Source organism: Bacillus sp. FSL K6-0972, from assembly GCF_037976035.1.
GTDB classification, from domain to species: Bacteria; Bacillota; Bacilli; order Bacillales; family Bacillaceae; genus Bacillus; species Bacillus haynesii.
On record NZ_CP150260.1, the window covers coordinates 2,171,486 to 2,196,382 of the forward strand.

The window sequence follows — 24,897 nt, forward strand, 5'->3', positions numbered from 1 at the left end:
GCGTTTCTCCGCCTTTCGTGATTAGAAGTTCTTCTGTTACTGATCCCCAACGGTTCCGTATTCTTTAATCGCGATTTGAACATGAAATGTAATCGGTATATCTGTAAAGGTCTCATCCCAATTTTTCTTTAGTTTTTCCCAAAGCCTCGGATGCTTGATCCTCAGCTCGTTTCCGAATCCGGCAAGATCTGCTTTGTATTCGGTTTTCATTTTTTTTGTAATGTCCTCCATCGATTTTTTCACCGTTTTCGCGGTTGTTTTCTCGACTTTTTCTAAAAATTTGTCATCAAACGCTTTTTCCTTTGTGTTCCAGTTTTCTGCCAGATATCCGTCTGATTTTACATTAACTTCAAAAGAAAGGCGGTTTCCTTTGACGATGGGCTTGATGTTGCTTTTAATGGATTCAACGCCAAATGCGGTCACCTTCTTTTCTTTTGGATCATAACTTTTAACCGTGCCTCCAATTCCCTTTCCGGTGATCCACATCACACCTTCTAAATCTTTTTCGTCCAAATAGCCGATCAGCTTATTGGTTTTTCCATTGATCGCGGCTGCTCCCGCATATTTGACTTCTCCATCGGTACCGATAACATTTTGAAGCAGATAGCTTGTTCCTGACCTCATTTTGCCTGTCAGTTTGGCAAGCGTTACGGGAGGAAGAATTTTTTTCGCCTTATACTCATTTTCGACGATTTTGCGCAGACGAAACGCCGGCATCTCGCCGGTTTCCTTCAGCTCAAGCGTGTCTCTCGCACGCCCTCTTGTGACCAGCACCATACTGCTCGGTCTGATTTCATTATCGCGGAGAGGCTGATCAAGCAGTTCAGCCAGCGAATAGGTGCGAAGAAGCTCAGCGGCGATGACAATCACCTTTAAATGAGGACTGAATACAGGCCTGTCCTGTCTCAATGCTACTTCAGAGTTAATTTGCTGAAGCGAGTCTCCAGTTTCATAAACATTGATATACGATTTTTGATCAGTGCTTCCTCCGGTCGATTTTGAACCGGCAGCTTGTTCGTTCACGTATTGATAGACCATCGTGATCCGGTCTTTTTTCGGGAAATCCCCCCCCGCTTCGTCAAACTTTTTTTCAAGTTCGGTTTCCTCTCCTTTGTCAATCCCCATTGCAAATGTTAAGCCGAGCTCTTCAATTTCGTGGCTGCTCCAGCATCCGGTTAATAGAAACAATAGTAAACCACTCGTTAAATAACGGATGGTGTTAGTTTTTTTCAAACTTTTTCCTCCTCACTTTCGATATGACCAGAAGCATTAGCGGGATGAGACCGACCAAATAGATGGCGCTGTTGCCGATTAGATCTCCCAGTTGAAAAAGCTGATTGATATTTTTAGGTGCCATCGCAATGAGATAAATGACCGGAAGCAAGCTGAATAATATCGGTTCCATCCTCTTCTTCAAGAGTTGCGACAGACCTAAAGCAGCAGCAAAATAGCTGATCGTAAAACTGGAGAACATTTGCATGATCCAGATGACTAGCAGCAAGGACTCAAAACGTTCAAAAATCAACCCCGGTATTTCAAAGCTTCGCATCAAATCAATCGTCGGCCATGTCAGTGATGTCACTCCATCGATCGACAGTGCACCGATGACCATAACAACGGTGATCATATAAAAGACAATCGGAAAAGAAATCCCAATCAAAGTAGCTTTTAACGCTTGCTCGGGCATTCTCATAAAAGGAACGATGATCAGCATGACTTCTATGCCTGTATAAGCAAACGACGTTGTCTTGACTCCTTGCAGCACCGGCACGATCCCTTTCCCGAGAAGCGGACGCAAATTGTCCATATCGAATATGCTTGCGCTCATAAAAATGACGATCAGAAAAATGAGAACTGTAATCGGAAAGATGATTTCATAGAGTCGGGCAATCGGATTGATACCGCCGGTTAATAAATAGATCCCGCTCCATAAAAAAACCATCGCCATCGCCCAAAGCGGCGTGTCTTCCAGTAAGTAAAATCCCATAACCTCTGTAACAGAGCGGACTTGGAAACCTGACGTGGCAAGAAAGTAACAAATCAAAAGCAGGCTGAAAAGTCCTCCCGGCCACTTGCCAATGAGATCCCGGCTGTATTGATATAACGTTTTTTCGGGGTACTTCATGCTTAATTTCACCATGATGAAACCTGCTAAGATGGCAACCAGCCCTCCGAATGCAACAGACAGCCAGACATCCGGCGTCTTGACCGCTTCCACAGAGGTCCGCGGCAGCGTCAAAATACCGGTTCCCAACAGAAAATTCGTGATGACGATGCCGGTTTGTGAAACGGTAATTTTGTCTTGCTGACTCACCATCATGGAGAAATCCCCCCTTTCCTTTTTCAATCATCAGCCTCTATCAGTTCCCTGTTTCCTCCTTCTTATTTTTGAAATCACCAGCAGCACGAGCGGGGTCAAGCCGCCTAAATAAACGCCGCTGTTTCCAATAAAGTCTCCAAATTCAAACATGGCGTTGATATTTTTCGGGATCATGGCCATGAGATAAATCACCGGAAGCAAAGCAAACAGCATCGGCCGAATATTTGTTTTAAAGAGCTGGGCCAGGCCTAATGCCGCGCCGTAAAAAGAAATTGCAAAGGTATTGAACAGCTGCATGATCCAGATGACCAGCAGCAAAGATTCAAACCGTTCAAAGATCAGACCCGGTATCTCAAAGCTTCGCATCAAATCAATTGTCGGCCATGTCCGTGAAACCACTCCGTCTATAGAAAGGGCGCCGATCACCATAACGACGGTGATCATATAGAAAAGCAGAGGGATGGCGATCCCGATCGTAACCGTTTGAATGGCCTTGCGAGGCTGATTCATGAAGGGCATCAGGATCAAAATGATTTCAATACCTGAAAAAGACAATGCGGTCACCTTTATTCCTTTTAAGACTGGTCCTATTCCCTCTCCCATTACAGGACGCAAGTTGTCCACATCAAAAATACCGACGCTCATAAACACGACCAGCAGAAAAAGAATGAATGTGATCGGGAAAACGATTTGGAACAATCGGGCGATCGAACTTAAGCCGCCAACGATCAAGTATAATCCCACCCACAAAAAAACCATCGCAATTGCCCAGCGCGGGGTCCCTTCCAGTAAAAAAAAGCGGATGATTTCAAGCGTTGAGCGGACCTGAAAACCGGAATGGGCCAATAGATAACAAATGAAAAACAGGCTGATCAAGCTGCCGATCCATTTGCCGATGATGTCCTGACTGTACTCATAAAAGGTTTTATCAGGATATTGATGGTTGAGCTTTACCATAATGATCGCGGCCGTCAGAGCGACCAAGCCGCCTATTACAAGCGTGATCCAAACATCAGGCGTTCCCACCTCGTCAACAGACGTTCGCGGGAGCGTCAGAATCCCTGTTCCAAGCAGGAAATTGGTGATGATAACTGCTGTTTGCGAGGTGGTGATGCGCTCTTCGTGACTGACCATCATGAGCGTCTCCCTCCTTTCTATGCTATTGGCGTGTCGAATCGTCTGTTTTTAACATCTTCGGCCGTTTTTTCATGATCTGTATCGGCATGCGAACAATGAAATCTTTCCAATCGCGCAAACGATAAGGAACAGCAGGGCTCGCATATGGAACGCCAAAGCTTTTCAGCTTCACCGCATGGCTGGCAAGCATGAGGAAAAACATAATCACCCCGTACAATCCGAATACAGCGGCGCAAAACATCGCCACAAACCTCAGCATGCGCAGCGAAATACCAGCGCTGTATTGCGGAATGGCGAATGAAGAAATCGCGGTAACAGCAACGACGATGACCATAATCGGGCTGACGATGCCAGCCTGCACGGCGGCCTCCCCGATGATGATACCGCCGACGATTCCCATTGCCGGACCGATTGGTTTTGGAAGCCGCAGGCCGGCCTCGCGCAAAATTTCGATTGCCACTTCCATAATGAGCGCTTCGATCAGTGATGGAAAAGGTACGCCTACCCTCGTTCCGGTAATGGAAATTGCCAGTTCACTCGGAATCAGCCCGGGATGAAACGATATAAAGGAAATATATAAAGCAGGCCCAAGCAGCGAGATCATGGCTGCGCCGATCCGCATGATTCGGATCAGTGAACTCGGGAGCCAGCGTTCATAATAATCCTCGGGCGATTGCAGGAGCATGCTGAATGTAACCGGAACGATTAAAACAAAAGGCGTCCCGTCCAATAAAATGGCCACTCTTCCCTCCATTAACGCACTCATCACTCTGTCAAGGCGTTCAGTGCTTTGCACCTGAGGAAATGGACTGAGATAATTGTCTTCGATCAGCTGCTCGACAAAACCGGATTCGAGCACATCATCTATATCAATCTTTTCGATTCTTTTTTTGACTTCTTCCACAAGCCCTGGTTCAGCAACGTCTTTGATATAGGCGACGACAAGATTCTTGACTGCTCGATTCCCAACTTGAAATTGAAGCATGGACAAATTTTGATTTTTGCCGTGCTGCCGCAAAAGTGCTGTATTTGTGCCGATCGTTTCCGTAAAGCCGACGCGCGCCCCTCTGACCAAGGATTCTGATACGGGCTCTTCAATGTTCCTTGTATTTCTTTTAACGGTTCCCAGCAATAAAACTTCCGCTGCACCGTCGATCAGCAGCATGGCCGTACCCATCAACACTTCCGGCACCACTTCGCTGACATGCTTTGCCTCTGATACTTCGCTGATTGATAAAATCTGCTTTTTGATTAAGTCAGGTACATTGCTGCTTAATGAAGAAAGCTCAATGTTATATTCTTTGGAAAAATCATCCATAAGGGATTTCATAATATGCTTGTCAATCAAATCTTTATCCGCAAGCGTTTCGACAAATACAATCGCCGCGCGGATGCCGGCGCGCCCTAAGTTGAATTCTCGAAAATGAACGTCTGAGTTATTCTCCAAGGCTGTTTTGGCCATTTTCAGATCGTGATCAAAATCGCCGGTAAAATACCCCGTTGACTCCACTGACGGCACTTCATTTTTAGGTTTTTCCGGCTTGTTGGATGACTGTATCATTCTTCGCGTCTTCGCTTTCCACCATCTCATGTCACTCACTCATCCCCTGCCGTGCGAAGCCACAGAAAGACTTTTGATATGGCAAACGGGACGAAAAAGACAAAAAAGGCCTGCATCAGGACCAGCCAGTCCGGAAAATAGGAAACAATGGTTTTCCACATGTTGATCACCCTTTTTCATTGCTGTAGTAAAGTCATCATTTTTATCCTATTATTACCTTGGGTGACATCTATAATTGGTGGTAATTTAAACCACGACCAACAAAAAAGAACCATCTGCGTTAAAAACACAGATGGTTCTTTTCATTTATTCTTTTTCTAAAAACGCCCGTTTGCGTTTGACAAGCTCTGAAAATTCCTGATCCAATTCATGATATCTCGGGTCTTGGGGCGTGAGTCCGGCCAATTCTCCAAGAACGGCAGTCATCCGATTTTCGATGCGAAGCCGCTCCTCTTCATCTCGTTTTGGATGGCGCTGTTTTTTTCTGTTCCGATAATCTTTCAATCCGGTTTCGACGCGGATGATACGATCATTTTCAAACACCAGGAGTTTGTTACACAATTGATCTGTAAAGTACAGGTCATGCGACACAATGATAATCGTGCCTTGAAACTCAAGCAATGTCTGCTCAAGCTGCTCTCTGCTTGGCAAATCAAGGTGATTGGTCGGTTCATCCAATATCAGCAGATCATAATCCTTTAAAATCATGCCTGCCAGTTTGATCCGGGTCCGCTCCCCGAGACTGAACGTCTTTATTTCATCATGAAAGCGGTTTTCTTTGATCCCCATATTGGCCAAAATAGTCCGCACATTTGCGATTTCGGCTCTGTCAGACAAATTCAGCACTTCAGCCACTGTTTGATCAACCCTTAAATCACTGACATCCTGGCTTAAATATGCGGCCTTTACAGAACGGCTTTTCCACAGCGTTCCGGCTGTCGCAGGTTCAGCATCCAACATCATCTTGACAAGGGTCGTTTTGCCGCAGCCATTGTCTCCGATAAGCGCTATTCTCTCGCCATGTTTGACGTAAAAGTGGCTGTCTTTGAATAAAGTACGTCCGTCAAACGCTTTTGTCAGGTCTTTTGCTTCGATAATCCGCTTGCCCCTTTTTTCTCCCGATGAAAATTGAAAATTGACAGATGCTGATTCCTTTGGCTTTTCCGCTTTGTTTTTTTCGAGCTCTTGTTCAAGGCGTTTAAGTTTTGATTTGACTTGGTTGTCGAGCTTTTTGGCTTTTACCCGGTGGTATTCTTTAAAACCGAGCTGCCTTCGTTCTGACTGTGATCCCTGTTTTGTTGAGTCACGGTGGGCTTTCTGCGACCAATTTTGAAGAGTCGCAATTTGTGACTCGATCCTATCTTTTTGCTTCTGCTGAACTTCATATTGGTGCAGGCGTTCTTCATATAACCGTTTTTTCTCCCGCCGGTATGCACTATAGTTTCCTTGATAGGTGTGTAATTTCCCATCTTCCAGTTCAAGTATTTTGGAGACGGATTGATCCAGGAAATAGCGGTCATGAGAAATAATCAATACAGCCCCTTGATATTGTTGCAGTTCTTCAAGGAGCCAGCTGATCCCTTTTAAATCCAAGTGATTGGTCGGCTCATCTAAGATGAGGAGGTCAGGCATCGTTTTCCAGACGTGTGCCAGTGCAAGCTTCAGTTTTTCTCCCCCGCTCAAATGGCTGAGCCGCTCGGAATTCCAGCTTTGAACCTTTGATAAGCCAAGACTGCTGGTCAACTGATATAATTTCCCGCCCTCATCGCCTGTTAAGATGCTGTTAAAATCATGAACGGAGTACTCAATCGACTGGAGCAGATAGCCGATCTTAAGCGTCCGGTCTGTTTGAACAGTGCCTTTGTCGGCTTCTATATGACCGCTCAATATATTTGCAAGCGTTGTTTTCCCCGCTCCATTGTATCCGACCAAACCAATCCGCTCTTGATTGGAAATGTCAAAGTCGATGTTTTTTAAAATCGTTTGTTCTCCAAAGCTTTTTTGCAAGCCTCTTATTTTCATTAAAATCGTCATACCGCTCACCTCTGTTTTTGTTTTGGCTGACAACAAAAAACCTCTCGCGGAAACCCGGAGAGGATATCATGCCAAAATATGCATCGTGAAAGCGGTATAAACCGATCCCATTCCTTTGCACGACAAAAAACATGCAAATTCAGAAATTGATGCAAGGTATAAAAGGGCATACTCATCCTATTCTCCAAGTTTCCGTTTTTTCATATTAAAAAAACGATGGAAAATAAGATTACTGCTTCATGTCCCCTATACCTATTCCTTTCACTGTATTTACCGATTAGTATATAAACGGAGGGAAACTTTGTCAACAGTTATGCAGCCCGTTTTTCGGCCGATACCGAAAAACGGTTGCCTTTCGACTTAGTTGAGGATTTTGTTTCGAATCCAAAATTTTAAAATTTAATGCAAAAGTGTGAAAATTGTCCGATATTAATCTCGTAACCTAGAAAAAGGAGTTTTGGCGAATGAAAAAAATATTGGACTGGTTCAAGCATCCATCTCTTTCAAAAAGATTAGCGGTCTCATTTTTATTGATTTTAACGCTCCCTGTTTTAATCCTTTCAGGTGTTTCCTATTATACGGCAGGCGGGTCGATTGAAGATGAAATCATGAGAAGCGCAAGAAACAGCGTGGATCAATTAAACGAAATGATCGATCAAAACATTGAGAAAAAAGCGGATGCTGTTACATATTTCAGTGAAGAGATCAAAGAAAAAACATACAAGGAAAAAGGCCAGACTTCGTTAAAACAGAAGTTTGAACAATACTCCAGACAAAACAAGGATGTAGAAGCCGTGTTCACAGGCTCTGAAGACGGTGTATACGTGCAGCATCCTTATACGAAAATGCCTGACGGCTATAATCCGGCGGAAAGGCCCTGGTTTAAAGAAGCGGTTGAGAAAAAAGGCGAAATCATCGTCACTGATCCATACACATCTGCCGCCACCGGCAACACGGTCATTACCATCGCCAAACAAAATAAAGACGGGTCGGGCGTCGCGGCGCTCAGCTTGAATATCGACGAGCTGATTAAAGCAACAAACGATATCAAAGTCGGAAAAGACGGCTTTGCTTTTATTTCAAGTGCATCAAAAAAATATATCGCCCATCCGAAGATTAAAGCTGGAACTGAAGGCGATGGCGGCTGGGTTGACCAAGTTTACGGCAAAGAAAAAGGCGAATTCAAATATACTTTTGAAGGAAAAGAAAAGCAAATGGCGTTTGCCACAAATCAATTAACAGGCTGGAAAATCGCCGGGACAATGTTTTCCGATGAGATAACAAACGCAACAAAGCCCGTCTTTTATATGGCACTCATCGTCTTTTCAGGGGCTTTGGTGCTTGGCGGAATTCTCATTTTCTTTATTGTCCGCGCGATTAGCAAACCATTGAATCAACTCGTTCTATCTGCAAAGAACATCAGCAGCGGCGATTTGACACAGCAAATCGAAGTGCGTTCAAATGACGAATTCGGGCAGCTCGGCAAAAGCTTCAATGACATGGCGGAATCGCTCCGCACACTGATCGGCACCATTCAGGAATCGGTTGAGAATGTCGCCTCCTCCTCTGAGCAGCTGACAGCAAGCGCAGAACAGACGAGCCAAGCGACAGAACATATTACATCTGCGATCGAACAGTTCTCTAACGGAGCTGAAAGCCAGAATGAAAAAGTCGAAACCAGCTCGCAACAGCTCAGCCAAATGAATGATCATTTGAGCGAAATGACCGAGGTGTCAGAATCGATCACTGAATCATCGATCAAATCGACAGAAATCGCCGAAACCGGCGGGGAACTTGTTCAGAAAACGGTCGGTCAGATGAACTCCATCGACCAATCCGTCAAGCAAGCTGAGAGCGTCGTCAAAGGTCTCGAAGGCAAATCAAAGGATATCACGTCAATCCTCAGGGTGATTAACGGAATTGCCGATCAAACGAATCTATTGGCATTGAACGCTGCGATTGAAGCAGCCCGCGCCGGCGAGTCAGGCAGAGGATTTTCCGTCGTCGCCGAAGAAGTGCGAAAACTTGCTGCCCAATCAGCGGACTCGGCAAAAGAAATCGAAGCGTTGATTCAGGAAATCGTCAAAGAAATCGAACATTCTCTCAACATGTTTCAATCGGTCAACCATGAAGTGCAGTCCGGACTCAAAATTACCGAGAAAACAGAATCGAGCTTTCACGAAATCAGCGGCATGACGAATGAGATCGCAGGCAAGCTGCAAACGCTCAATGCTGCGGTTGAACAATTGTCGAAAGGCTCGCAGAAAGTCTCGGGTGCCGTTCAGGAAATCGCCGATGTTTCAAGGGAAAGTACAGCTGGAATTCAGGATATTGCAGCATCAGCGGAAGAACAGCTCGCTTCAATGGAAGAAATCAGCACATCCTCTGCCACGCTTGAGCAGATGGCGGAAGATCTGCGAGAATTGACGAAAAAATTCAAGGTGAAATAAAAAAAGAGGCTTCCTTCTTTTAGAGGGAGCCTCTCTTTTATGTATCAGCTGATCTTCGTTCCATTTGGCGCTTCCTGATCAGGGGCCAGCAATATAACGTCGCCTTTTTCCGGCACGCCTCCAAGAACAAGAACTTCCGATTTAAACCCGGCAATCCGCCGCGGCGGAAAATTGACGACTGCCGTCACCTGCCGGCCTACAAGCTTTTCAGGCGTATAACGCTTTGTAATTTGCGCGCTCGAACGCTTGACGCCAATCTCTTCTCCAAAATCGATCTCAAGCTTAATGGCCGGCACTTTCGCTTCCGGAAACTCTTCTGCTTTTAAAACCGTTCCAACCCGAATGTCAAGCTTTAAAAAATCTTCGATTGTTGCCATGAATTCAGCTCCTTTGGCCGCTTTCTAAAGGGTGTTATTGACATGACTAGAATATCATGTATTTTGATTTGTTTAAAGCCTGGACTTCCCTTGCCTTTTATAGAACCGAGTAGTAAACAGGCCTCTTTTGCCGCCGTTTTAGGACAGCCAACTTTACGGGAAACGCCTCTCATTCATAGATTAAGAGGAAGAATAAACTATAAGAGATGAGGTGGAGCTAGGATGTTCGGTTCCTTTATGGTTCAAATGGTAAGGTCCAACGCCCATAAGCTGGACCGGCCGCTGAGAGAAAGCGTGCTGAAACTCTATAAACCTTTTAAATGGACGCCTTGCTTTTTACACGGGTTTTTCGAAAAAATATTAATGAAAAATAAAAAAATACCAGTCATTATCGAATTTGAAAAAGACTGTCAGCATAAAGGCTATCAATTAGTCAATGAAATGATTGACAGCAAAAGAAGAAACAAAATCAAGCATCGCTTCTCCAGCGTTAACTGCTGCAGCGCTGAAGTCACCCCTTCTTCTTTGCAATCGCTTCTATCTCAGTGCGGCGACATTCGCAAAATTTATTTAAATCGCAAAGTAAAAGCGCTCCTCGACGTAGCGGTTGAATCAAGCAATGCCATAGAAGTAATCAGAAACAATCAGACGCTGACAGGCAAAGGAGTGACAGTCGCTGTCATTGATACGGGCATATACCCTCACGAAGATCTTGAAGGCAGGATCAGGGCTTTTCAAGACTTTATCAACCAGAGAACAGAACCGTATGATGACAATGGCCATGGCACACACTGCGCCGGCGATGCTTGCGGAAACGGAGCAGCCTCATCGGGTCAGTACCGCGGACCTGCTCCTGAAGCAGACCTTGTCGGTGTAAAAGTATTGGACAAAATGGGATCCGGTACGCTGGAAACCGTCATTCAAGGAGTAGATTGGTGCATTCAATTCAATGAGGAAAACCCTGATGATCCGATCGACATTATTTCAATGTCATTAGGCGCAGAAGCGTTACGCTACGAGAATGAAGAAGAAGATCCAGTCGTTAAAGCTGTTCATGCAGCATGGGACGCAGGCATTGTTGTATGTGCGGCAGCCGGAAATTCGGGTCCTGATGCGCAAACGATTGCCAGCCCGGGCATCAGCAGCAAGATTATTACAGTCGGAGCCTTGGATGACCGGGATACAGTCAGCCGGGAGGATGACGATGTCGCCTCTTATTCAAGCAGAGGGCCGACGATCTACGGTCAAGTCAAACCGGACTTGCTGGCACCGGGCACAAATATTACGTCGCTTCGTTCACCCGGATCTTTTCTCGATAAGCTGCAAAAAGCAAACAGAGTCGGCACGAATTATATGATCTTGTCAGGAACCTCGATGGCTACGCCGATCTGTGCAGGAATTGCAGCACTTATCCTTCAGCAAGCCCCAGGCACAGAACCTGATGAAGTCAAACGGCTGCTAATCGACGGAACCGATTTATGGAAAGATCGCGATCCAAATGTTTACGGTGCAGGGTACATCAACGCAGAACAATCGGTCCCACAAGATTAAAGACCGTTCGCCCGTTTTGCAAAAAGCGGGCGAATCTTACATAAAATATTTAAACTGCAGACCTTCTTTTTACAAGCATGAGCGGGATCGTCAAATACATGGCATACGCGAAGACCATCCAAACCGCAAATCCAATCACCTGGCCATCTGAAAGCGCCGGGAAGATCAGCGAACGATTCCATAAAGAAAAAGCGTCGAGAAACAAACCGACTACCGAGCCCACAATGCCAAGCTTAACTGCCGCAAACCTCGATTTGTCAACGCGCTGGTAAACAAGCATCACGGCATATAAAAGGGCAAAGGTTCCGGCTTCAAGAAGCAAAAAGCGGAGCATAAAAGCATCTTGGCCGGGTTCGGCAAGAACCGCACTGCCGAACAACATAAAAAACACGGTCGCACCTAGCCAGACGACGATCGAAAAGACAAGAGACAAACCCAGTTTTTCAGTCAACATATCCATCCCCTTTTACTCCCCTCCATGCTGTTTTACAGCGGTTTCCGTCAGCATCTGCAGCACCGCCTCTAATTCCCCGTAGACCTTTTCAGAGGCAAATCCCGAAGACATAAGCGACTGAAGTGCAAGACCGTCGATTAGTGCGTTTAAAAGAATGCCCCACGTGCTGAAAGAAACCCCATCAATAGGAGAACGCTTCCACATCTCGGAAAGCTCTTTTGCCAACACCGCATTTTCCTCTTCGAGAAGTTCTCCAAGCTGTTCGCTTATCTTTTCATTTCGAAAACCTAAAACGGCCAATTCTAAAAAAAGCTGATGATAATACGCATCTTTCTGCGTTCTCGATTTCGCGGATGACAATCCGTCTTTTATCCTTTCGACAGCGGGCTTTTCATTTGCTTTCAATTGCTCCCACGACGCGCGGCAAAGGTCACGGACCACTTCAAAAACAAGCTGCTCTTTTGTCCGAAAATGATAGTAAACTGTTCCCTGTGTGACCTTTGCTTCTTCAGCAACCGCCTTTAATGTCAGTTTGTCAAGACCATGTCCGGCAATGCGGCGCTTAGCCGCCTCAATCAACGTTTCTTTTGATGTCACATTCGGCCTTGCCATTCACTTCACCTCTTAGTTACTTGAATAACTAACTCAAAGTTTAACTATAATCTGGGAAGGTTTTCTAATCAATCGGTTTTCTCATTCTAGCCATAGTAACTTCAAGTTGACATAATGTTATTATTGTTAACTTGAATTATTGCTTCTTGTCCGTTTCTGTCATAAGCGTCAGCCCTTGAAGGAATTTCAAAATAGCTCCCTGTTCTGCTGTTGAAAACGAATCGAGAAACCTGCCAAACTGTTCCGCTTTTTGCTGATGAAGCTTTTCATGAAGCTCAAACACTTGTTTTCCGCTGGGCGTCAGTCTGAAGTATATCTCTTTTTTGTTGTCCGTCAATTGAAACCTTTTGATGAGGCCTTCTTTTAACAGCTTTGAACTGATTTTTGTAATATTTGCTTTTGATAAATTCATTTTTTTTGCGATGCCGGTGTTATTGATCGGTTCATCATGACCGATACAACTGATGACATGGATGGTTGTCATATTCCCCGGGAGCCTTTTAACATCAGATTCTGCCGCCTGCTTTAAAAATGCCTTGAGATCTGTATCTGCTTTTTGTTCGTTCAAGTGCAGGAGTTTAACATACATATCATAGATCAGCTGTTTTGTCAGTTCAGACATAGTCAATGGACAGTCCCTTCTTTTTGTTTTCCGGTTAACAAAATATTTTAATTGTCTGTTTTAGGGTTTGTCAATGTTATGATAAGGTAAAATCAGATAAGAAATGTGTTTTGTTTATCATGAAACAACATCAAAAAGGAGAATCGCTGATGAATATTGAAGGAATAGAGATGGAAGTTTGCTGCACAGGCGATGTATGTTCAGATGCCCTTGAATCTTTGAGACGCCATAACCACGAAAAAACAGCCGAACATTCGATAAGGGTGAAAAAAGCGGCAGAAAGATTGGCAAATCGTTTTCATGTTCCTGCACAAAAAGCTGGAATAGCCGGGATTATGCATGACATCAGCGGTGTCATCCCTAATGAAAAAAGAATTGCGGCTGCTGAAGCGCTCGGTATTGATATTCTGTCCGAAGAACGGATATTCCCGATGATCATCCGTCAAAAACTGTCGAAAGTGATGGCGCGAGACCTGTTTCAGGTGGCGGATCAAGATATTTCAAATGCAATAGAATGCCATACAACGCTTAAAAAAATCCCTCACAGCTCGACCTTGTCCTGTTTTCGGCGGACAAAATAGAATGGGATCAGACGGGAACTCCTCCTTACATCTTGGAGCTTCATGAAGCGCTTGAAGTTTCTCTGGAGCATGGGGCGTTTGTTTATATTCAGTATTTGTGGAAACAAAAAGATAAACTGAAAGTTGTCCATCCCTGGCTAAAAGATGCCTATTATCACCTAAAAGCGAAAATCGAAGCTTGACCTCAGGCAAGATTACGGCTTGGCGAGGTGACCGCCTCAAGCCGCAATCTTACTTGTACTCCGTTAGTTCACGCCTTTTGAAGCATCCCAAGTTTTCAACTGCTTTCTCATATGGACGATTTGCCCCAGATGATAAGCATTATGAAGAATGAGGCAGGACAAAATCTCCGCCCAGGTGGAATGCGGATCGTGCTGCGCCGGCTGTTTCAGCATCTCCTCTTCGCATGCCGAAAGCGCATCGATCCATTCGTCATAGATCGTATTCAGTTCCTGCCGGCTTTCTTCCCAGCCAAGTCCGCTTTTGTTTAAAAACGTATCATCGATCGTATAATCAAAAGCCGGGACGGGAATTCCTTTAAACCGCTTTAAATAGCGCTCGTTGTAAAAAATCAAGTGGTTGGCAATTTCTAAAATCGAATTTTCCGAACCTTCCCCTTTTTGCCTTGCCTGGCTTTCCGTGAGATCAGCGGCAGCCGTTTGAAAACAAACAAACCAAGTCGTTTCGTTATAACATGCTTTAAACTGTTCAAGCAAAACGTTTTTTAGCATAAATACCCTCCAGTTCGATTCGATTTTTGCCTAGCTTTCATTTGCTATTTTCGCCCTTTTCATGGCAGAATCCTTTTTTTCAATATGATATTGAATGTCGAGAAATCGTATGCCGAACAGCCACATGCGGTGATAGGCGCAGAGCCTCTTTCGTTCCTGCTCTTTGATTATAAAGCGTTCGGCAAGCGGCAGTTTAAACGTTCCTATTCCGGTGGAAAGGAAAATACCTTCATCACCTCGGTCAGATCCTTTGTCACTGCTCGTCAAAATCAGGCAGCCGTTCTCTGCTTTCGGCTTTAAAATGCCTGTCATATTGGAAAACGGCAATGGCAGCGCAATATTCATATATGTGATGTGATCATGTGTATGAGCAGAATAAAGCGCCAAGAACACAGTCTCGCCTTCCTCGTTCGTTCTGACCCAGGCGCGCACATTCTTCCTTCCGTCTTTTGCTGAATCAACACCGATAATCTCGCCGTCCATCGTTTGCCGACCGGACTTTGTTCCCAAATGAATTTGACCTGTCTTTTTTGAAATCAGCTGGTACATGTGCGCGAGCGGCTTAAACCATGGACGCCAGGCGATCTCCGCTGTTAACGAATAATCGGAAGTATGTTCATAGAAATCGAGAATAAGAGGAGAAACCGCCTCAGGCTGAAATCCGTTTCTCTGAAATGCGCTCATATCATCGGCAAGTCCTTGGTAAGACGAATCGGTCTGTAATCGGTGCCGGTGTAAAAAATCAGCTCCGATCCTCCATGTCCCGTAAATGTTGCTCATCGTTTCGTCTTGCCTTCTTTTGCAGTCTGGCTCAGGAGATTCAAGACGCCAGCCGGTCAGCGCTGGAATGATGACGCCTAAAGCGTTGACAAGCCCGTGAATCCAAATCATTTCCTGGATTGTAAAAGTCGGCCGGCCGCGAAACACGCCGTATGAGTAAATGAGTGAAAAAGCAATGGTGATCATCAATGTAAACGACGAAAAGATGACAAAGCGCCGAGCCGCGCTGTTTTTGAAGGCCGTAATCGAGACGAGAAAGCCGCTGCCGTATATGGCCGCCAAATACAGCGCAACGGCGAAGACATCAATGGTTTTCGAAAACGATATGCCGACCGCAATGAAAAGCGGAGACAGCATGATGAGCCATGTCACCGCCGCATAAAGGAGGCCTTTCTTTTTCAGCTTCCTTCCGAGCATTCCATTAAAAATCGGAATGAGAAATGCAGAATAATGAAAATGTACCGCTGTCAGCAGCACGATCAGCGGGCTGAAATCCATGACCTGTAGATTCAGCGTATAAGCAAAAAGCCAACCCCCTCCGAAAGGAAGGTATAGCAGGCCGCTGTCAATCGATGCCTCTTCAAGGCCTCTTCCTCCTCTTTCCCAGAGGCGAAGGGCCCCGTATAACGCGATCATCCCCGTATAGCATAGCCAAACCGATGAAAAAAGCGGGGAATGGAACAACAGGGATAACGAAGCCGAACAAGCCGCATAAGGAAAACAGACGCTGATCAGCCGAAACATCCCATTTTCATGCTGAATGAGATCGAGCGCAGCCGGAACAAAAAACAGTATCGATAATAAAAGAAGCGCCTCTGCCGCCGGGATGTCCGGCGCTTTGCCGATGAAAAAAACCGCATAGCAAAGAACACTTACAAAAAAGCGGCAGGCTTTCATATCGTCTCCCCCTCCCTGCTAAATGTTCCTCTGTAGGCAAACAGCGTTCCGAACAGCGGGTTTTTCACATGAACATCAATCGTAAAACAGCCTTTTTCTTCGTCATACGATTCATTCACGCTGGAAATCCCGTATAAGCACTTTGGAAGGGGCAGCTTTCTACTGAATAAAGGCAGCCATTGTTTGGCAGAAGTAATCGACAATGATCCGTCGGCTTCCGCCTTAAACCGCAGACTGGAGATTAAGATTGGTGGACGCCCGAAATAGTCGATGATTTCAGCACGGCTTTCATCATAGACCATGACAGCATCGAAATGCCTTTGTTTATCATGAAAAAAGAAAGTCCTGTTCCAAACGGCTGCCGGTGTATCATTTTTCGTCAGCCGAATGTGATTTTCAATCGTGAACGGAACGTTCCTCCCTCTTTCGGGAAAAAAACAGCGGAACACCGTTCCCGCTTGAAACAACAGCCTGATCCAGTACGAACCGCCGGAAATTTCCGTCATCACTCCTTTTCCTCTGAACGCGTTTTCTTGAGTGAAGTGATACCGTTCCTTGAGTTTTGGGTGAAGAAGGTGAAAATCCTCGATCACCCGTTCATACATCGAAATCAAATCAACGCCTCTTTCTGATCGTATTTCCCGCGTTTGGAATGCCGCAAGCGCTCACATAGCCGATAACGGACAAGATGATAAGCGCGGCATTAAGCACGATCGGGTTAAAAGGTTGGGCAAAAGATGCGATATCAGCCATTCCCGCGGATGCCGCAAGCAGCACAAGCAGGGCAATATGCAGAAGGAACCACTTCCTTTTCCGAACGGGATAAAGCCATAACACACCGACCATCACCTCGACCAAACCGATAAGCTTCAGGAGCGTTTCGGGATGAAAACGGCCGCCCGTGAAAGCCGAAAGCATGCTGATTTCCTCAGGGTGAGCCATGATGAGCTTTGGAACAAGCCCTTGGTAAATCCAGACGAAAGAAAACAACAGACAAACGAGCCAATAAATCAATGTTTTTTGAAAAAGCAGCCTTGGATGGAGCCCTTTTTCAAGCCAAATCTTCAGTGCATCAAAACTCCAGGCCGTCGCCCAGCCGAGGAGCGGCCTGAATGCCATATCTGCAAGCCGGCCCAGCTTGCCGTAACGGGTGTCATAATCGTATTGTGTCATAAACTTGATCCCGGTTTCGCTCTCGCTGTACTTCCAATATCCTCTTCCTTCGCGAATGACAGAAAGCGGGTGGTTTGTAGCGAACTTGAGTGACGAGACTCTGTCTCCCGTGTCTTGATATACGTTCCCGGCAGACTCTCCTGTGCCGGAAATTTTTAAGCCGAAGCCGATTCTCGTTTCGTATAGAAACCTTTGCGGTTCACCCGGTCTGCGTTTTAAATAGGTAATGTCCGTAAATCGCAAGTCCCATTGCCGATGGAGGGTTGGGTCTTGGGTATAGCGCCATAGCCGCCCCATTTCTGTCTGGATAGATATTTCTACATAAATCGGAGTTTTTTTCATTGCGCACGCCCTTTTGTGAATATATTCACAATGATAGCATAACATGGAACACACCATGTGTGAACCAATTTTTGCATATGAAGTTTCTCTTTGCCGACATAAAAAAATCCTCGGCTGTTAGGCCAAGGCAATTAGTGGCTGGTTAAGCCTTCTCATACCTATGACTCAAAAAATGGAAGAGCCATACGACAATCATACTAAATTTTCGAAAAAATGTAAACAATTAAGAGGAAATCCCCTTGTTCATTCGGCCTGATAGACAGCAATGCCTTTTAAGAAGACGCGGATTGTCAGATCAAGACTTTCTTCTACATCATAAGGAAGACCGAACGCATCGTGTTGCCTGAGTGCAGCAAATCCATGCAGGATGCTTCTCAAGCCTCTGACCGCATGAATCGCGGAGTCGTCATCTAAACGATAGTCTTTCATAACGGAAAGTACCAAGGCGAGGATTCTGTCTCCTGCTTCGTCAAGCCGTCCATCTTCATCAGGCATTGCAATAAAAGTTGCTTCATAAAGCCCCGGTCTGTTTTTGGCAAAAGCGACATATGCATGAGCCATTCTGCTGACAGCCTGATTCTCTTCGGCTCCCTGGATAGCCGAAGCCATGTTTTCATAAAGAATCGTCAAGCCGTAAAGTGCGAGTTCTTTCCGTAAGTCGTTCAATCCTTTTATATGATTGTACAGAGACGGAGATTTGACATTCAGCCTTTTGGAAAGAGAAGCAAGCGTCACTTCATGAATGCCTTGCTCATCAGCAAGAGATGCCGCAGCTTCCAATACTGCATCTTTATTCAAACCGATTCGCGGAGACACGATTCCTTCATCCTTTCCTGTTTAATTTGATGTGTGCTTCGTTTACCGCTATTTTCATCGCTTGAGCCGGATCATGGACAAGATCGCCGTGGCCGGCGGCAAGCGCCTTTGGTTTTAAATCTAACAGCTTTTGCGCGCTTTCTAAAGCGATTTCTTTGTCCCATGTGGCCAAAGCCGGAAAAGGAAATGAAAGCTTTAAATGCCCCGATACCGTCATGCCGCTTCGCGTATGGTACGCGTCACCGACTATGAGGAGGCCGCTTCTTTCATCAAAAAACGAAATGCTGCCAGGCGTATGCCCGGGTGATGAAACGGTCAGCAATGAACCGATCCTGTCTCCTTCCTTTAAAAGGATATCAGGATGTGTCTTGATGTTTTTCGGAACGCCTCCTTTGATTGTTCCGCGCTCCCCTTCCAGCATCTCTGTATCACCTTTTAACAAACGTGCATCCCGTTCAGATATTGACACCTTCACACCGGGAAGGCTGTGGTACAGCGCGTCAAGCGAACCGACATGGTCGCTGTGGGCATGGGTCAACGAAATCCGTTTAATCGGCTTGCGGAGATGATCCGCAGCCTTTAAAATCCCTGTTTTGCTGATTGGAATCCCTGTATCAATTAATGTTAGGCCGTCTTCTTCATCAGCTAAATAACAGTTGACAGGAAATATGTGTGGAAAAAAAGTCAGCTGGTAGACCGATTCAAACCGGGTAATCCTCATTGCTTTCACCTCTTCCATCCAAATAAAAAACTAATACCGTTAGTTTTCATTTTAAAACTAATGGTATTAGTTTTGCAAGCTTTATTTTTTTCGATCGACAGCAACATAGACGGTAACTTGAGCGTTTTCCGGATTCTCTGCTTGTTCATCATAAACTTCAAAATCTCCGGTGTAAGTACGGAGATTTTTTTCATCCCATGTCCAAATCTCCTGCCAAGTCTCAAGCACGACCTCTTCGATCCTCCCCCGCCTTGAAACAAAAACGGCATATTCGGATGCAGGGAGCGAAATGAGATTGGCCACTTTTTCATGCTGATCAACAAACGTTCCGATTGAAAATGTATACGCCCCATGTTCGTCCGTCTCATAATCTGAATAAAGGGCAATCGTATCTCTCTTCGTGTCCTGGCGTTCCTTATGCGGGAATTTTTCACGGTATAAACTCCACATGGAAGGAATTTTACCTTTTTCGGATGCTTCATCCCGGTTGCTAGTCACGGTCGATATCCCGCTGAATAACTTTGCCTTCTGTTTTTCGAAATGAGAAAAGTTCATCTTCCCTGCCCGCCTTCCGTTTGCGTTACCGACGCCCATCGTTTTAAATGAGGGAGCGTCCGCTCTAAGAGCGCTCTCGCTTCGGTCTCGGTTTTTCCCTCTTCTTGTATGTAAGGCACACAGATCTCGATCATATCTTTCAATGTCGCATCTGGATGTGTATATGCTCCGTTTTCATAGCAGTAAATGCAGTAGTTTCGATTATTCCCCCCGTCTTTTTCTGTGCCGAAAAGTTCGCTTGTCATCGGCATGCCGCAGCTTTGGCAAAAATGATGTTCCATGTTTCATTCCTCCTTTTTTCTTCATCATACAAAAAGAAACCTGACAGCATCGTGTCAGGTTTCGTATAAATGTACAATTTGTTTTGCCAAGTCTTTTATTTTTTGACGGATGCGGGGAGGATCAAGAACTTCGATATGTGTTCCAAATTGGAGCAGAAATCCGTACAGCCATTGATCTTCCGGATAAGAAACGGTTGCCGCGCATTGTCCGTTTTCATAAGTGAGAGATTCTGAGCCAAACCATTCTCTCGCCAAAGACTCTCCCGACGGCTTAATGAGAAGGGTTAACTCGGTCATATTTTCCGGTTTGTACCATGATGTCTCCCAAGGAAGTGAAGACAGATCGACTTCCTTTCTTTCAAATTTTTCTTCAAGCATCCGCACGTCTTTCATACGCAACAGTTTAAAGAAGCGAAACGCCTGTCTCTTCAGGCAGAACGCATACAAATACCAGTGCCTTCCCTTTAAGACGAGGGTATGCGGCTCCGCTTTTCTTGTTCCGGTTTGCCCCTCTCTGTTCACATATGTAAAGGAGACCGTCCGCGTGCTGTCTGCCGCTTCATCTAACAAGCGGATCTTTTCTTTGATAACAGGACTTTCTCCCCAAGAAGAGATGTCAACAAACCATTTTTCCGTTTTCTTGCGGAATTCCGGCATTTCTTCTTCGGAAACGAGAAACCGGATTTTTTCAAGAGCAGAGCCGTGATGGAGCACTTCATACGTCGAAGAAACGCTTTCCAAAGCCGTCGTAATGGCAGCCAGTTCGTCTGCAGAAAGCAGTTTATTTTCGAGCCGAAACCGCTCCATGATACTGATCCCGCCTCCTGCTCCCTGTGAGGTGACAATCGGAATGCCCGCCTGGTTGATCGCCTCGATATCCCGGTAAATCGTTCTGACAGAGACTTCGAACATGGCGGCAAGCTCCTTTGCCTGCACCTGGCGTTTATTAATCAATAAAATCACGATGGCCAATAGCCGGTCAATTTTCACCGCAGATCCCTCACATTCATTTTGCGCAGCCTCTTTTTCGGCTATTTTCATTCTATAGCACACACCATTTTGGAATATCATGACAAAAAAGAGGAACCCTTCACCCATTTATCTAGAAAATCACTTTTCAGGTTACGATTTATACAGTTTGGACATATACTCCTTAAAAAAGGAGGTTTTGAAAACATCATATTTTATTTTTTACAGTTTTTCGCCATTGTGTCCATCGTCTATATCAAGTTCAAACGATCGGTCGGCTTTCAGCCTTTAAAGCCGGCACGCATGTTGTTCCGGATCTTCCTCTTTTCGGGAATTTTCGTGTTTCTGCTGACGATGAGCGCACTTCACCCTTTATCATACTTTTATGATCTGATTGGGATCGCGCTCGGGCTCATCTTGACCGCCTATGCGCTGAAGCATGTGTCGATCGAAAATCGGGACGGCGTCCTTTATTTCAGAACACATTTATGGATTGAATTGCTCGTACTCTTGTTATTTTTATACCGGTTTCTCTACCGGATCGCCGAGATCGGCCAGCTCCAGACTGCGGTTTCAGACGGGGGTTCAGCAGCGTACGGCGCCCTTTTTGCGCAGGACCCGGCGACGATGATCGGTTTTTTTGTACTGGCCGTTTATTATGTCGGTTTCTCTTTTTTTGTTTTAAAAAAGGGCAGGAGCGAAGAAAAACGCTCAGCGTAAAAGGCAAACTCGGGAAGTGGAGTTTGCCTTTTCATAAGCTTTAGTCATGCTGTGTATGATCGATCATCTGCTGAAGTACATCGAGGACATGCTGGTCTTCAGGAGAATAAAAAATGGAAGTCCCGGCCCTTCTTGATTTGACGAGACGAAGGTTTTTTAAAAACCTGAGCTGGTGAGAAACGGTTGACTGCAGAAGACTCAGCTTCTCTGCTATTTCATTGACCGAATGCTCGCCTTGTGAGAGCAGATGAAGAATTTTGATTCTCGTTGGGTCTGAGAGCGCTTTAAACGTCTGTGAAACGAGAAATAAAGTTTCTTCATCTAACTCGGCCCGCACCTGTTTTTCTGTTGTTTCCTGATTGTGCTCACTCATGCTTTTCACCTTTTCCGCGCGACTTTTACCTTCATATCATATACCAAAACATACCGGTTGAAAAGTTTTATCACCAGGTAAGGATCAAGTTGAAAACAGCGTCCCCTGAAGCGCTTCTACATACCTTGCGGCAGACAGCTGCACACGCTCTCCGGCGCTTGTTTCCACTGAGCGACGAAAAGCGTTATAAAGCCTGTTGAATGGAACATTTTTTATTTGATCAGCCATTTGCTGCACTTTGCCGGCGGGAAGAGGAATCAAATTCGGATAGCTGTACATAAAACTCACCCACCTGCGATCTTGAACGACTTGGATAATGTCTCCTGAAAGGAGGATTCCCTTGCCTTTGTTTCCGTTTGCCCAATGGCAGACCGCTCCCCCTTTAAAATGGCCGCCGAGCCTGTGCAAGGTCAATCCGCTTGATAGCTTGAGGGAATCGCCGGACCAAAAAACAATCCGGCTGCTCGGCCGCTGCACCCATTGTTTGTCATCTTCATGAATATAGATCGGAGCATCAAACATTTCTGCCCATTCCACCTGTGCAGAATAATAATGCGGATGTGATAAAGCAATCGCCTCGATTCCGCCCAGCCGCTCGATGTTCTCAATCGTATGCTGATCCAGGTATGTAATACAATCCCACAGCAAGTTAAAGCCGGGCTCCTGTATCAGGTATGCCGATTGACCGATGCCGAATGTGGGCGTTGTCGTCAAACTGTATAGGCGCTCTTCTTCAAAGGTGATCTCGTTTTGAAACCTCCCGCTTTGCTTCATTTCTTCCAGCGTTGTCCAAGCTTGCCCTGAGAGACTGACATACTGTCTTTCTTCATCGCAAATGATGCATTCCGCCGGCTCTTTCGGAGCAGCGTCATATTGAACGCCGCACGTCGTGCAAATATAGTTAGTCAAAGTTGTTCCTCCCCTTTCAAACTATATTTTACCATCTTCTTCTTTTCTTAAAAACGCGCAGTCTATTATTCCTGAACGCACCTTTGCGCTATCCGATCTGTATCCGGCAACTTTTGTGCAGAAACGCGAATAAAAAAGCGTCCGGTGATCCGGACGCTAGTTGCCTTTTTGTTGATACATATGTTCAAGCTGTGAAAATGAAATGTCGCCGGCCGCACAATCTACAGCGGCATCGACTACCTGATCAAAGCGATCGGCCGAAGCGCTTTTCTCTTTTAACCGTTGTTCATAGCGTTCGAGCTCTTCCTGCTGTCTTCTTAAATCCTCTTCTTTTCCATCATAATCAGATGCATTCATCGTTTCCATATTTCTTTTGACGGCTTCAACATAGCCTCTCAATATATCCATGTCTTCATACTCCTTGCCTTTTTTCAAAGGGTTTGCAACATTTGTTATTTTTATACGTAAAAAAGAGGTTTTATACGGTTGCTCAAGCGCAAAAAAACATATAAAATATGTCTTAATTTCTGTATTTTTTACATAAGGAGATTTAGAAGTCATTGAAAAACGAAACTGCGCTTAAACGAAGTCTTACACTCGGCCCGCTCGTTGTGATCGGCCTTGCATATATGGACCCGCTCGTCGTATTTGATTCATACGGAGTGGTCGCACAACTGACAAAGGGGCACGTTCCGGCGGCATACGTATTCACTGTTGCCGCACTCCTTTTGACCGCTTTGAGCTACGGCAGCATGGTCAAGGCTTATCCAAAAGCGGGATCGGTTTATACATATGCATATGAAAGCATTCATCCGCATGCGGGATTTTTAGCCGGCTGGACGATCATGCTGGACTATTTATTTTTGCCGATGGTCAACTTTGCGATCGGGAGCGCTTATTTGACGGCGGCTTTTCCTGAAGTGCCGCATGGTTTTTGGGTCGTTCTGCTCGCTTTATCCATTACCGTCGTCAATATTTTAGGCATCAGACTAACCGCTAATATTACAGGGCTGTTCGTCGCTTTTCAAGTAATCGTCGCCCTGACTTTTGCCGGATTTATGATCGCCGGGCTGGCAGACGGCCTCGGGACGGGCGAGCTGATTTCAGCCGATCCGTTTTTCCGTTCTGACATCGAACCTTCCCTGATTGTATCAGGTGCGACGATTTTGTGTTTTTCGTTTCTTGGCTTTGATGCGATCTCCACAATGTCTGAAGAAACGGTCAACCCGAAGAAAAATATTCCGTTAGCAATCTTTTTAACAGTGGCGGTCGGCGGAACGCTGTTTACGGTGATTTCTTATTTGATGCAGCAAATTTATCCGTCCTATGATAACTTCCGGCATGCAGATTCGGCATCGCTGGAAATAGCCCTATATACAGGAGGCGCTTTTTTAAAGTCCTTCTTTCTGGCCGGAACGATGGTCGCGGTCATTTCATCCTCGCTCTCTTCGCATGCGAGCGCTTCGCGGCTTTTGTATGCAATGGGGCGGGACAGCTCTCTTCCGAAACGCTTTTTCGGCTATGTGCATCCAACTTTAAAGACGCCGGTGTTTAATATTATGTTCATCGGGCTGATTTCTTTGACGGCCATGATCGGGGAATTAGAGGTCATCTATTCATTCATCAGTTTCGGCGCGCTGATCGGATTTATTTTTGTCCACCTGTCTGTCATCGGCCATTACTACATTCGAAAACAGGAAAGAGGATTTTTAAAAACGCTTCGCTATTTGGTTCTGCCCTTTTTGGGGGCCTCTTTCTGCGGCTGGCTGCTGCTTAGCATCAGCAAAAATGCGCTCATGATTGGAGCCGGCTGGCTGATCGCCGGTTTTATATACTTTTTGTTCAGGATCCGTTCTCTTCCTGACGTCACATTCGGCTTTGACCGCGATCCAAGATAGATATATCGCTTGGTCTTCTTGAAGATATATGTC

26 protein-coding genes and 1 pseudogene are annotated in these 24,897 nt (G+C 45.5%); 5 read left to right on the top strand and 22 right to left on the bottom strand.

The annotated features are described in order from the left end of the window. Window positions 1-36: 36 nt before the first annotated feature. From MKX80_RS10805 to abc-f, 6 genes are all read right to left on the bottom strand, one after another. Window positions 37-1,233: a Ger(x)C family spore germination protein gene (locus MKX80_RS10805; protein ID WP_268342893.1), complete on the bottom strand. Its 1,197-nt coding sequence runs from the start codon at window positions 1,231-1,233 to the stop codon at window positions 37-39. After that, window positions 1,220-2,320: a spore germination protein gene (locus MKX80_RS10810; protein WP_268342892.1), complete on the bottom strand. Its 1,101-nt coding sequence runs from the start codon at window positions 2,318-2,320 to the stop codon at window positions 1,220-1,222. Before MKX80_RS10810 ends, MKX80_RS10805 begins: the two co-directional genes overlap by 14 nt. A 30-nt stretch (window positions 2,321-2,350) precedes the next feature. Then, a complete protein-coding gene (locus MKX80_RS10815; protein ID WP_154999801.1) occupies window positions 2,351-3,457 on the bottom strand; it encodes a spore germination protein in 1,107 nt (368 codons plus the stop codon). Window positions 3,458-3,479: 22 nt separating this feature from the next. Continuing rightward, a complete protein-coding gene (locus MKX80_RS10820; protein WP_268342901.1) occupies window positions 3,480-5,048 on the bottom strand; it encodes a spore germination protein in 1,569 nt (522 codons plus the stop codon). 5 nt (window positions 5,049-5,053) lie between these two features. Then, a complete protein-coding gene (locus MKX80_RS10825; protein WP_003182518.1) occupies window positions 5,054-5,179 on the bottom strand; it encodes a hypothetical protein in 126 nt (41 codons plus the stop codon). 145 nt (window positions 5,180-5,324) lie between these two features. Beyond that, window positions 5,325-7,052: an ABC-F type ribosomal protection protein gene (gene abc-f, locus MKX80_RS10830; protein WP_268342900.1), complete on the bottom strand. Its 1,728-nt coding sequence runs from the start codon at window positions 7,050-7,052 to the stop codon at window positions 5,325-5,327. Between the two features lie 464 nt (window positions 7,053-7,516). Between abc-f and MKX80_RS10835 the strand changes: the two genes are divergently transcribed. Beyond that, on the top strand, window positions 7,517-9,502 hold the full coding sequence (locus tag MKX80_RS10835; protein WP_268342747.1) for a methyl-accepting chemotaxis protein: 1,986 nt from the start codon (window positions 7,517-7,519) through the stop codon (window positions 9,500-9,502). Window positions 9,503-9,546: 44 nt separating this feature from the next. Here the strand turns inward: MKX80_RS10835 and csaA are convergent, their stop codons facing one another. Then, window positions 9,547-9,879 (bottom strand): chaperone CsaA, encoded by a 333-nt coding sequence (gene csaA / locus MKX80_RS10840; protein ID WP_154999799.1) that lies wholly within the window; start codon window positions 9,877-9,879, stop codon window positions 9,547-9,549. Between the two features lie 222 nt (window positions 9,880-10,101). On the opposite strand from csaA, the gene MKX80_RS10845 reads away from it, so the two are divergent. Continuing rightward, window positions 10,102-11,430, top strand: a complete 1,329-nt coding sequence (locus MKX80_RS10845; protein ID WP_268342749.1) for a S8 family peptidase — start codon at window positions 10,102-10,104, stop codon at window positions 11,428-11,430. A 49-nt stretch (window positions 11,431-11,479) separates the two neighbouring features. Here MKX80_RS10845 and MKX80_RS10850 read toward each other — a convergent pair whose 3' ends face one another. From MKX80_RS10850 to MKX80_RS10860, 3 genes are all read right to left on the bottom strand, one after another. After that, window positions 11,480-11,890 carry a DUF5367 family protein gene (locus tag MKX80_RS10850; protein ID WP_154999797.1) on the bottom strand — a complete coding sequence of 137 codons (411 nt, stop codon included), beginning with the start codon at window positions 11,888-11,890 and terminating at the stop codon, window positions 11,480-11,482. Between the two features lie 6 nt (window positions 11,891-11,896). Continuing rightward, the gene (locus tag MKX80_RS10855; RefSeq protein ID WP_154999796.1) at window positions 11,897-12,496 is read right to left on the bottom strand and encodes a TetR/AcrR family transcriptional regulator; all 600 of its coding nucleotides are present in this window, start codon (window positions 12,494-12,496) and stop codon (window positions 11,897-11,899) included. A 136-nt stretch (window positions 12,497-12,632) separates the two neighbouring features. Then, entirely contained in the window at window positions 12,633-13,118 is a 486-nt protein-coding gene (locus MKX80_RS10860) for a MarR family transcriptional regulator (RefSeq protein WP_043927940.1), read from the bottom strand. A 170-nt stretch (window positions 13,119-13,288) separates the two neighbouring features. On the opposite strand from MKX80_RS10860, the pseudogene yqeK reads away from it, so the two are divergent. After that, window positions 13,289-13,881 (top strand): annotated as a pseudogene (yqeK, locus tag MKX80_RS10865) (bis(5'-nucleosyl)-tetraphosphatase (symmetrical) YqeK). A gap of 63 nt (window positions 13,882-13,944) precedes the next feature. On the opposite strand, the gene MKX80_RS10870 reads toward yqeK, so the two are convergent. The 9 genes from MKX80_RS10870 to MKX80_RS10910 form a co-directional block, all read right to left on the bottom strand. Then, a complete protein-coding gene (locus MKX80_RS10870) occupies window positions 13,945-14,430 on the bottom strand; it encodes a DinB family protein (protein WP_154999794.1) in 486 nt (161 codons plus the stop codon). 30 nt (window positions 14,431-14,460) lie between these two features. Continuing rightward, window positions 14,461-16,107: a YndJ family protein gene (locus MKX80_RS10875; RefSeq protein WP_154999793.1), complete on the bottom strand. Its 1,647-nt coding sequence runs from the start codon at window positions 16,105-16,107 to the stop codon at window positions 14,461-14,463. After that, window positions 16,104-16,721 carry a DUF4166 domain-containing protein gene (locus MKX80_RS10880; RefSeq protein ID WP_216928726.1) on the bottom strand — a complete coding sequence of 206 codons (618 nt, stop codon included), beginning with the start codon at window positions 16,719-16,721 and terminating at the stop codon, window positions 16,104-16,106. Before MKX80_RS10880 ends, MKX80_RS10875 begins: the two co-directional genes overlap by 4 nt. Before the next feature lies 1 nt (window position 16,722). Then, window positions 16,723-17,622, bottom strand: a complete 900-nt coding sequence (locus MKX80_RS10885) for a DoxX-like family protein (RefSeq protein WP_268342754.1) — start codon at window positions 17,620-17,622, stop codon at window positions 16,723-16,725. Between the two features lie 243 nt (window positions 17,623-17,865). Beyond that, a complete protein-coding gene (locus MKX80_RS10890) occupies window positions 17,866-18,438 on the bottom strand; it encodes a TetR/AcrR family transcriptional regulator (protein ID WP_182070544.1) in 573 nt (190 codons plus the stop codon). 7 nt (window positions 18,439-18,445) lie between these two features. Beyond that, complete coding sequence (locus tag MKX80_RS10895) at window positions 18,446-19,159, bottom strand: MBL fold metallo-hydrolase (protein WP_268342756.1); 714 nt, start codon at window positions 19,157-19,159, stop codon at window positions 18,446-18,448. An 81-nt stretch (window positions 19,160-19,240) separates the two neighbouring features. Then, window positions 19,241-19,714: a GyrI-like domain-containing protein gene (locus tag MKX80_RS10900; protein ID WP_154999788.1), complete on the bottom strand. Its 474-nt coding sequence runs from the start codon at window positions 19,712-19,714 to the stop codon at window positions 19,241-19,243. Next, window positions 19,711-19,995, bottom strand: coding sequence for a zinc ribbon domain-containing protein (locus MKX80_RS10905; RefSeq protein ID WP_268327080.1), 285 nt, complete (start codon window positions 19,993-19,995; stop codon window positions 19,711-19,713). The genes MKX80_RS10900 and MKX80_RS10905 overlap by 4 nt, the downstream gene beginning before the upstream one ends. Window positions 19,996-20,049: 54 nt before the next feature. Continuing rightward, the gene (locus tag MKX80_RS10910) at window positions 20,050-20,985 is read right to left on the bottom strand and encodes a YafY family protein (RefSeq protein ID WP_216929439.1); all 936 of its coding nucleotides are present in this window, start codon (window positions 20,983-20,985) and stop codon (window positions 20,050-20,052) included. Between the two features lie 318 nt (window positions 20,986-21,303). Between MKX80_RS10910 and MKX80_RS10915 the strand changes: the two genes are divergently transcribed. Then, complete coding sequence (locus tag MKX80_RS10915; RefSeq protein ID WP_244958282.1) at window positions 21,304-21,684, top strand: sporulation protein; 381 nt, start codon at window positions 21,304-21,306, stop codon at window positions 21,682-21,684. Between the two features lie 40 nt (window positions 21,685-21,724). Here MKX80_RS10915 and czrA read toward each other — a convergent pair whose 3' ends face one another. The 3 genes from czrA to MKX80_RS10930 form a co-directional block, all read right to left on the bottom strand. After that, window positions 21,725-22,057 carry a Zn(II)-responsive metalloregulatory transcriptional repressor CzrA gene (czrA, locus tag MKX80_RS10920; protein ID WP_003182557.1) on the bottom strand — a complete coding sequence of 111 codons (333 nt, stop codon included), beginning with the start codon at window positions 22,055-22,057 and terminating at the stop codon, window positions 21,725-21,727. A gap of 84 nt (window positions 22,058-22,141) precedes the next feature. Continuing rightward, window positions 22,142-22,966: a hypothetical protein gene (locus MKX80_RS10925; RefSeq protein WP_268339812.1), complete on the bottom strand. Its 825-nt coding sequence runs from the start codon at window positions 22,964-22,966 to the stop codon at window positions 22,142-22,144. A 156-nt stretch (window positions 22,967-23,122) separates the two neighbouring features. Continuing rightward, window positions 23,123-23,374, bottom strand: coding sequence for a YnfE family protein (locus tag MKX80_RS10930; RefSeq protein ID WP_234111865.1), 252 nt, complete (start codon window positions 23,372-23,374; stop codon window positions 23,123-23,125). Window positions 23,375-23,526: 152 nt separating this feature from the next. Here MKX80_RS10930 and MKX80_RS10935 point away from each other — a divergent pair, with 152 nt between their 5' ends. Beyond that, window positions 23,527-24,864, top strand: a complete 1,338-nt coding sequence (locus tag MKX80_RS10935) for an APC family permease (RefSeq protein ID WP_268342758.1) — start codon at window positions 23,527-23,529, stop codon at window positions 24,862-24,864. Window positions 24,865-24,897 lie beyond the last annotated feature (33 nt).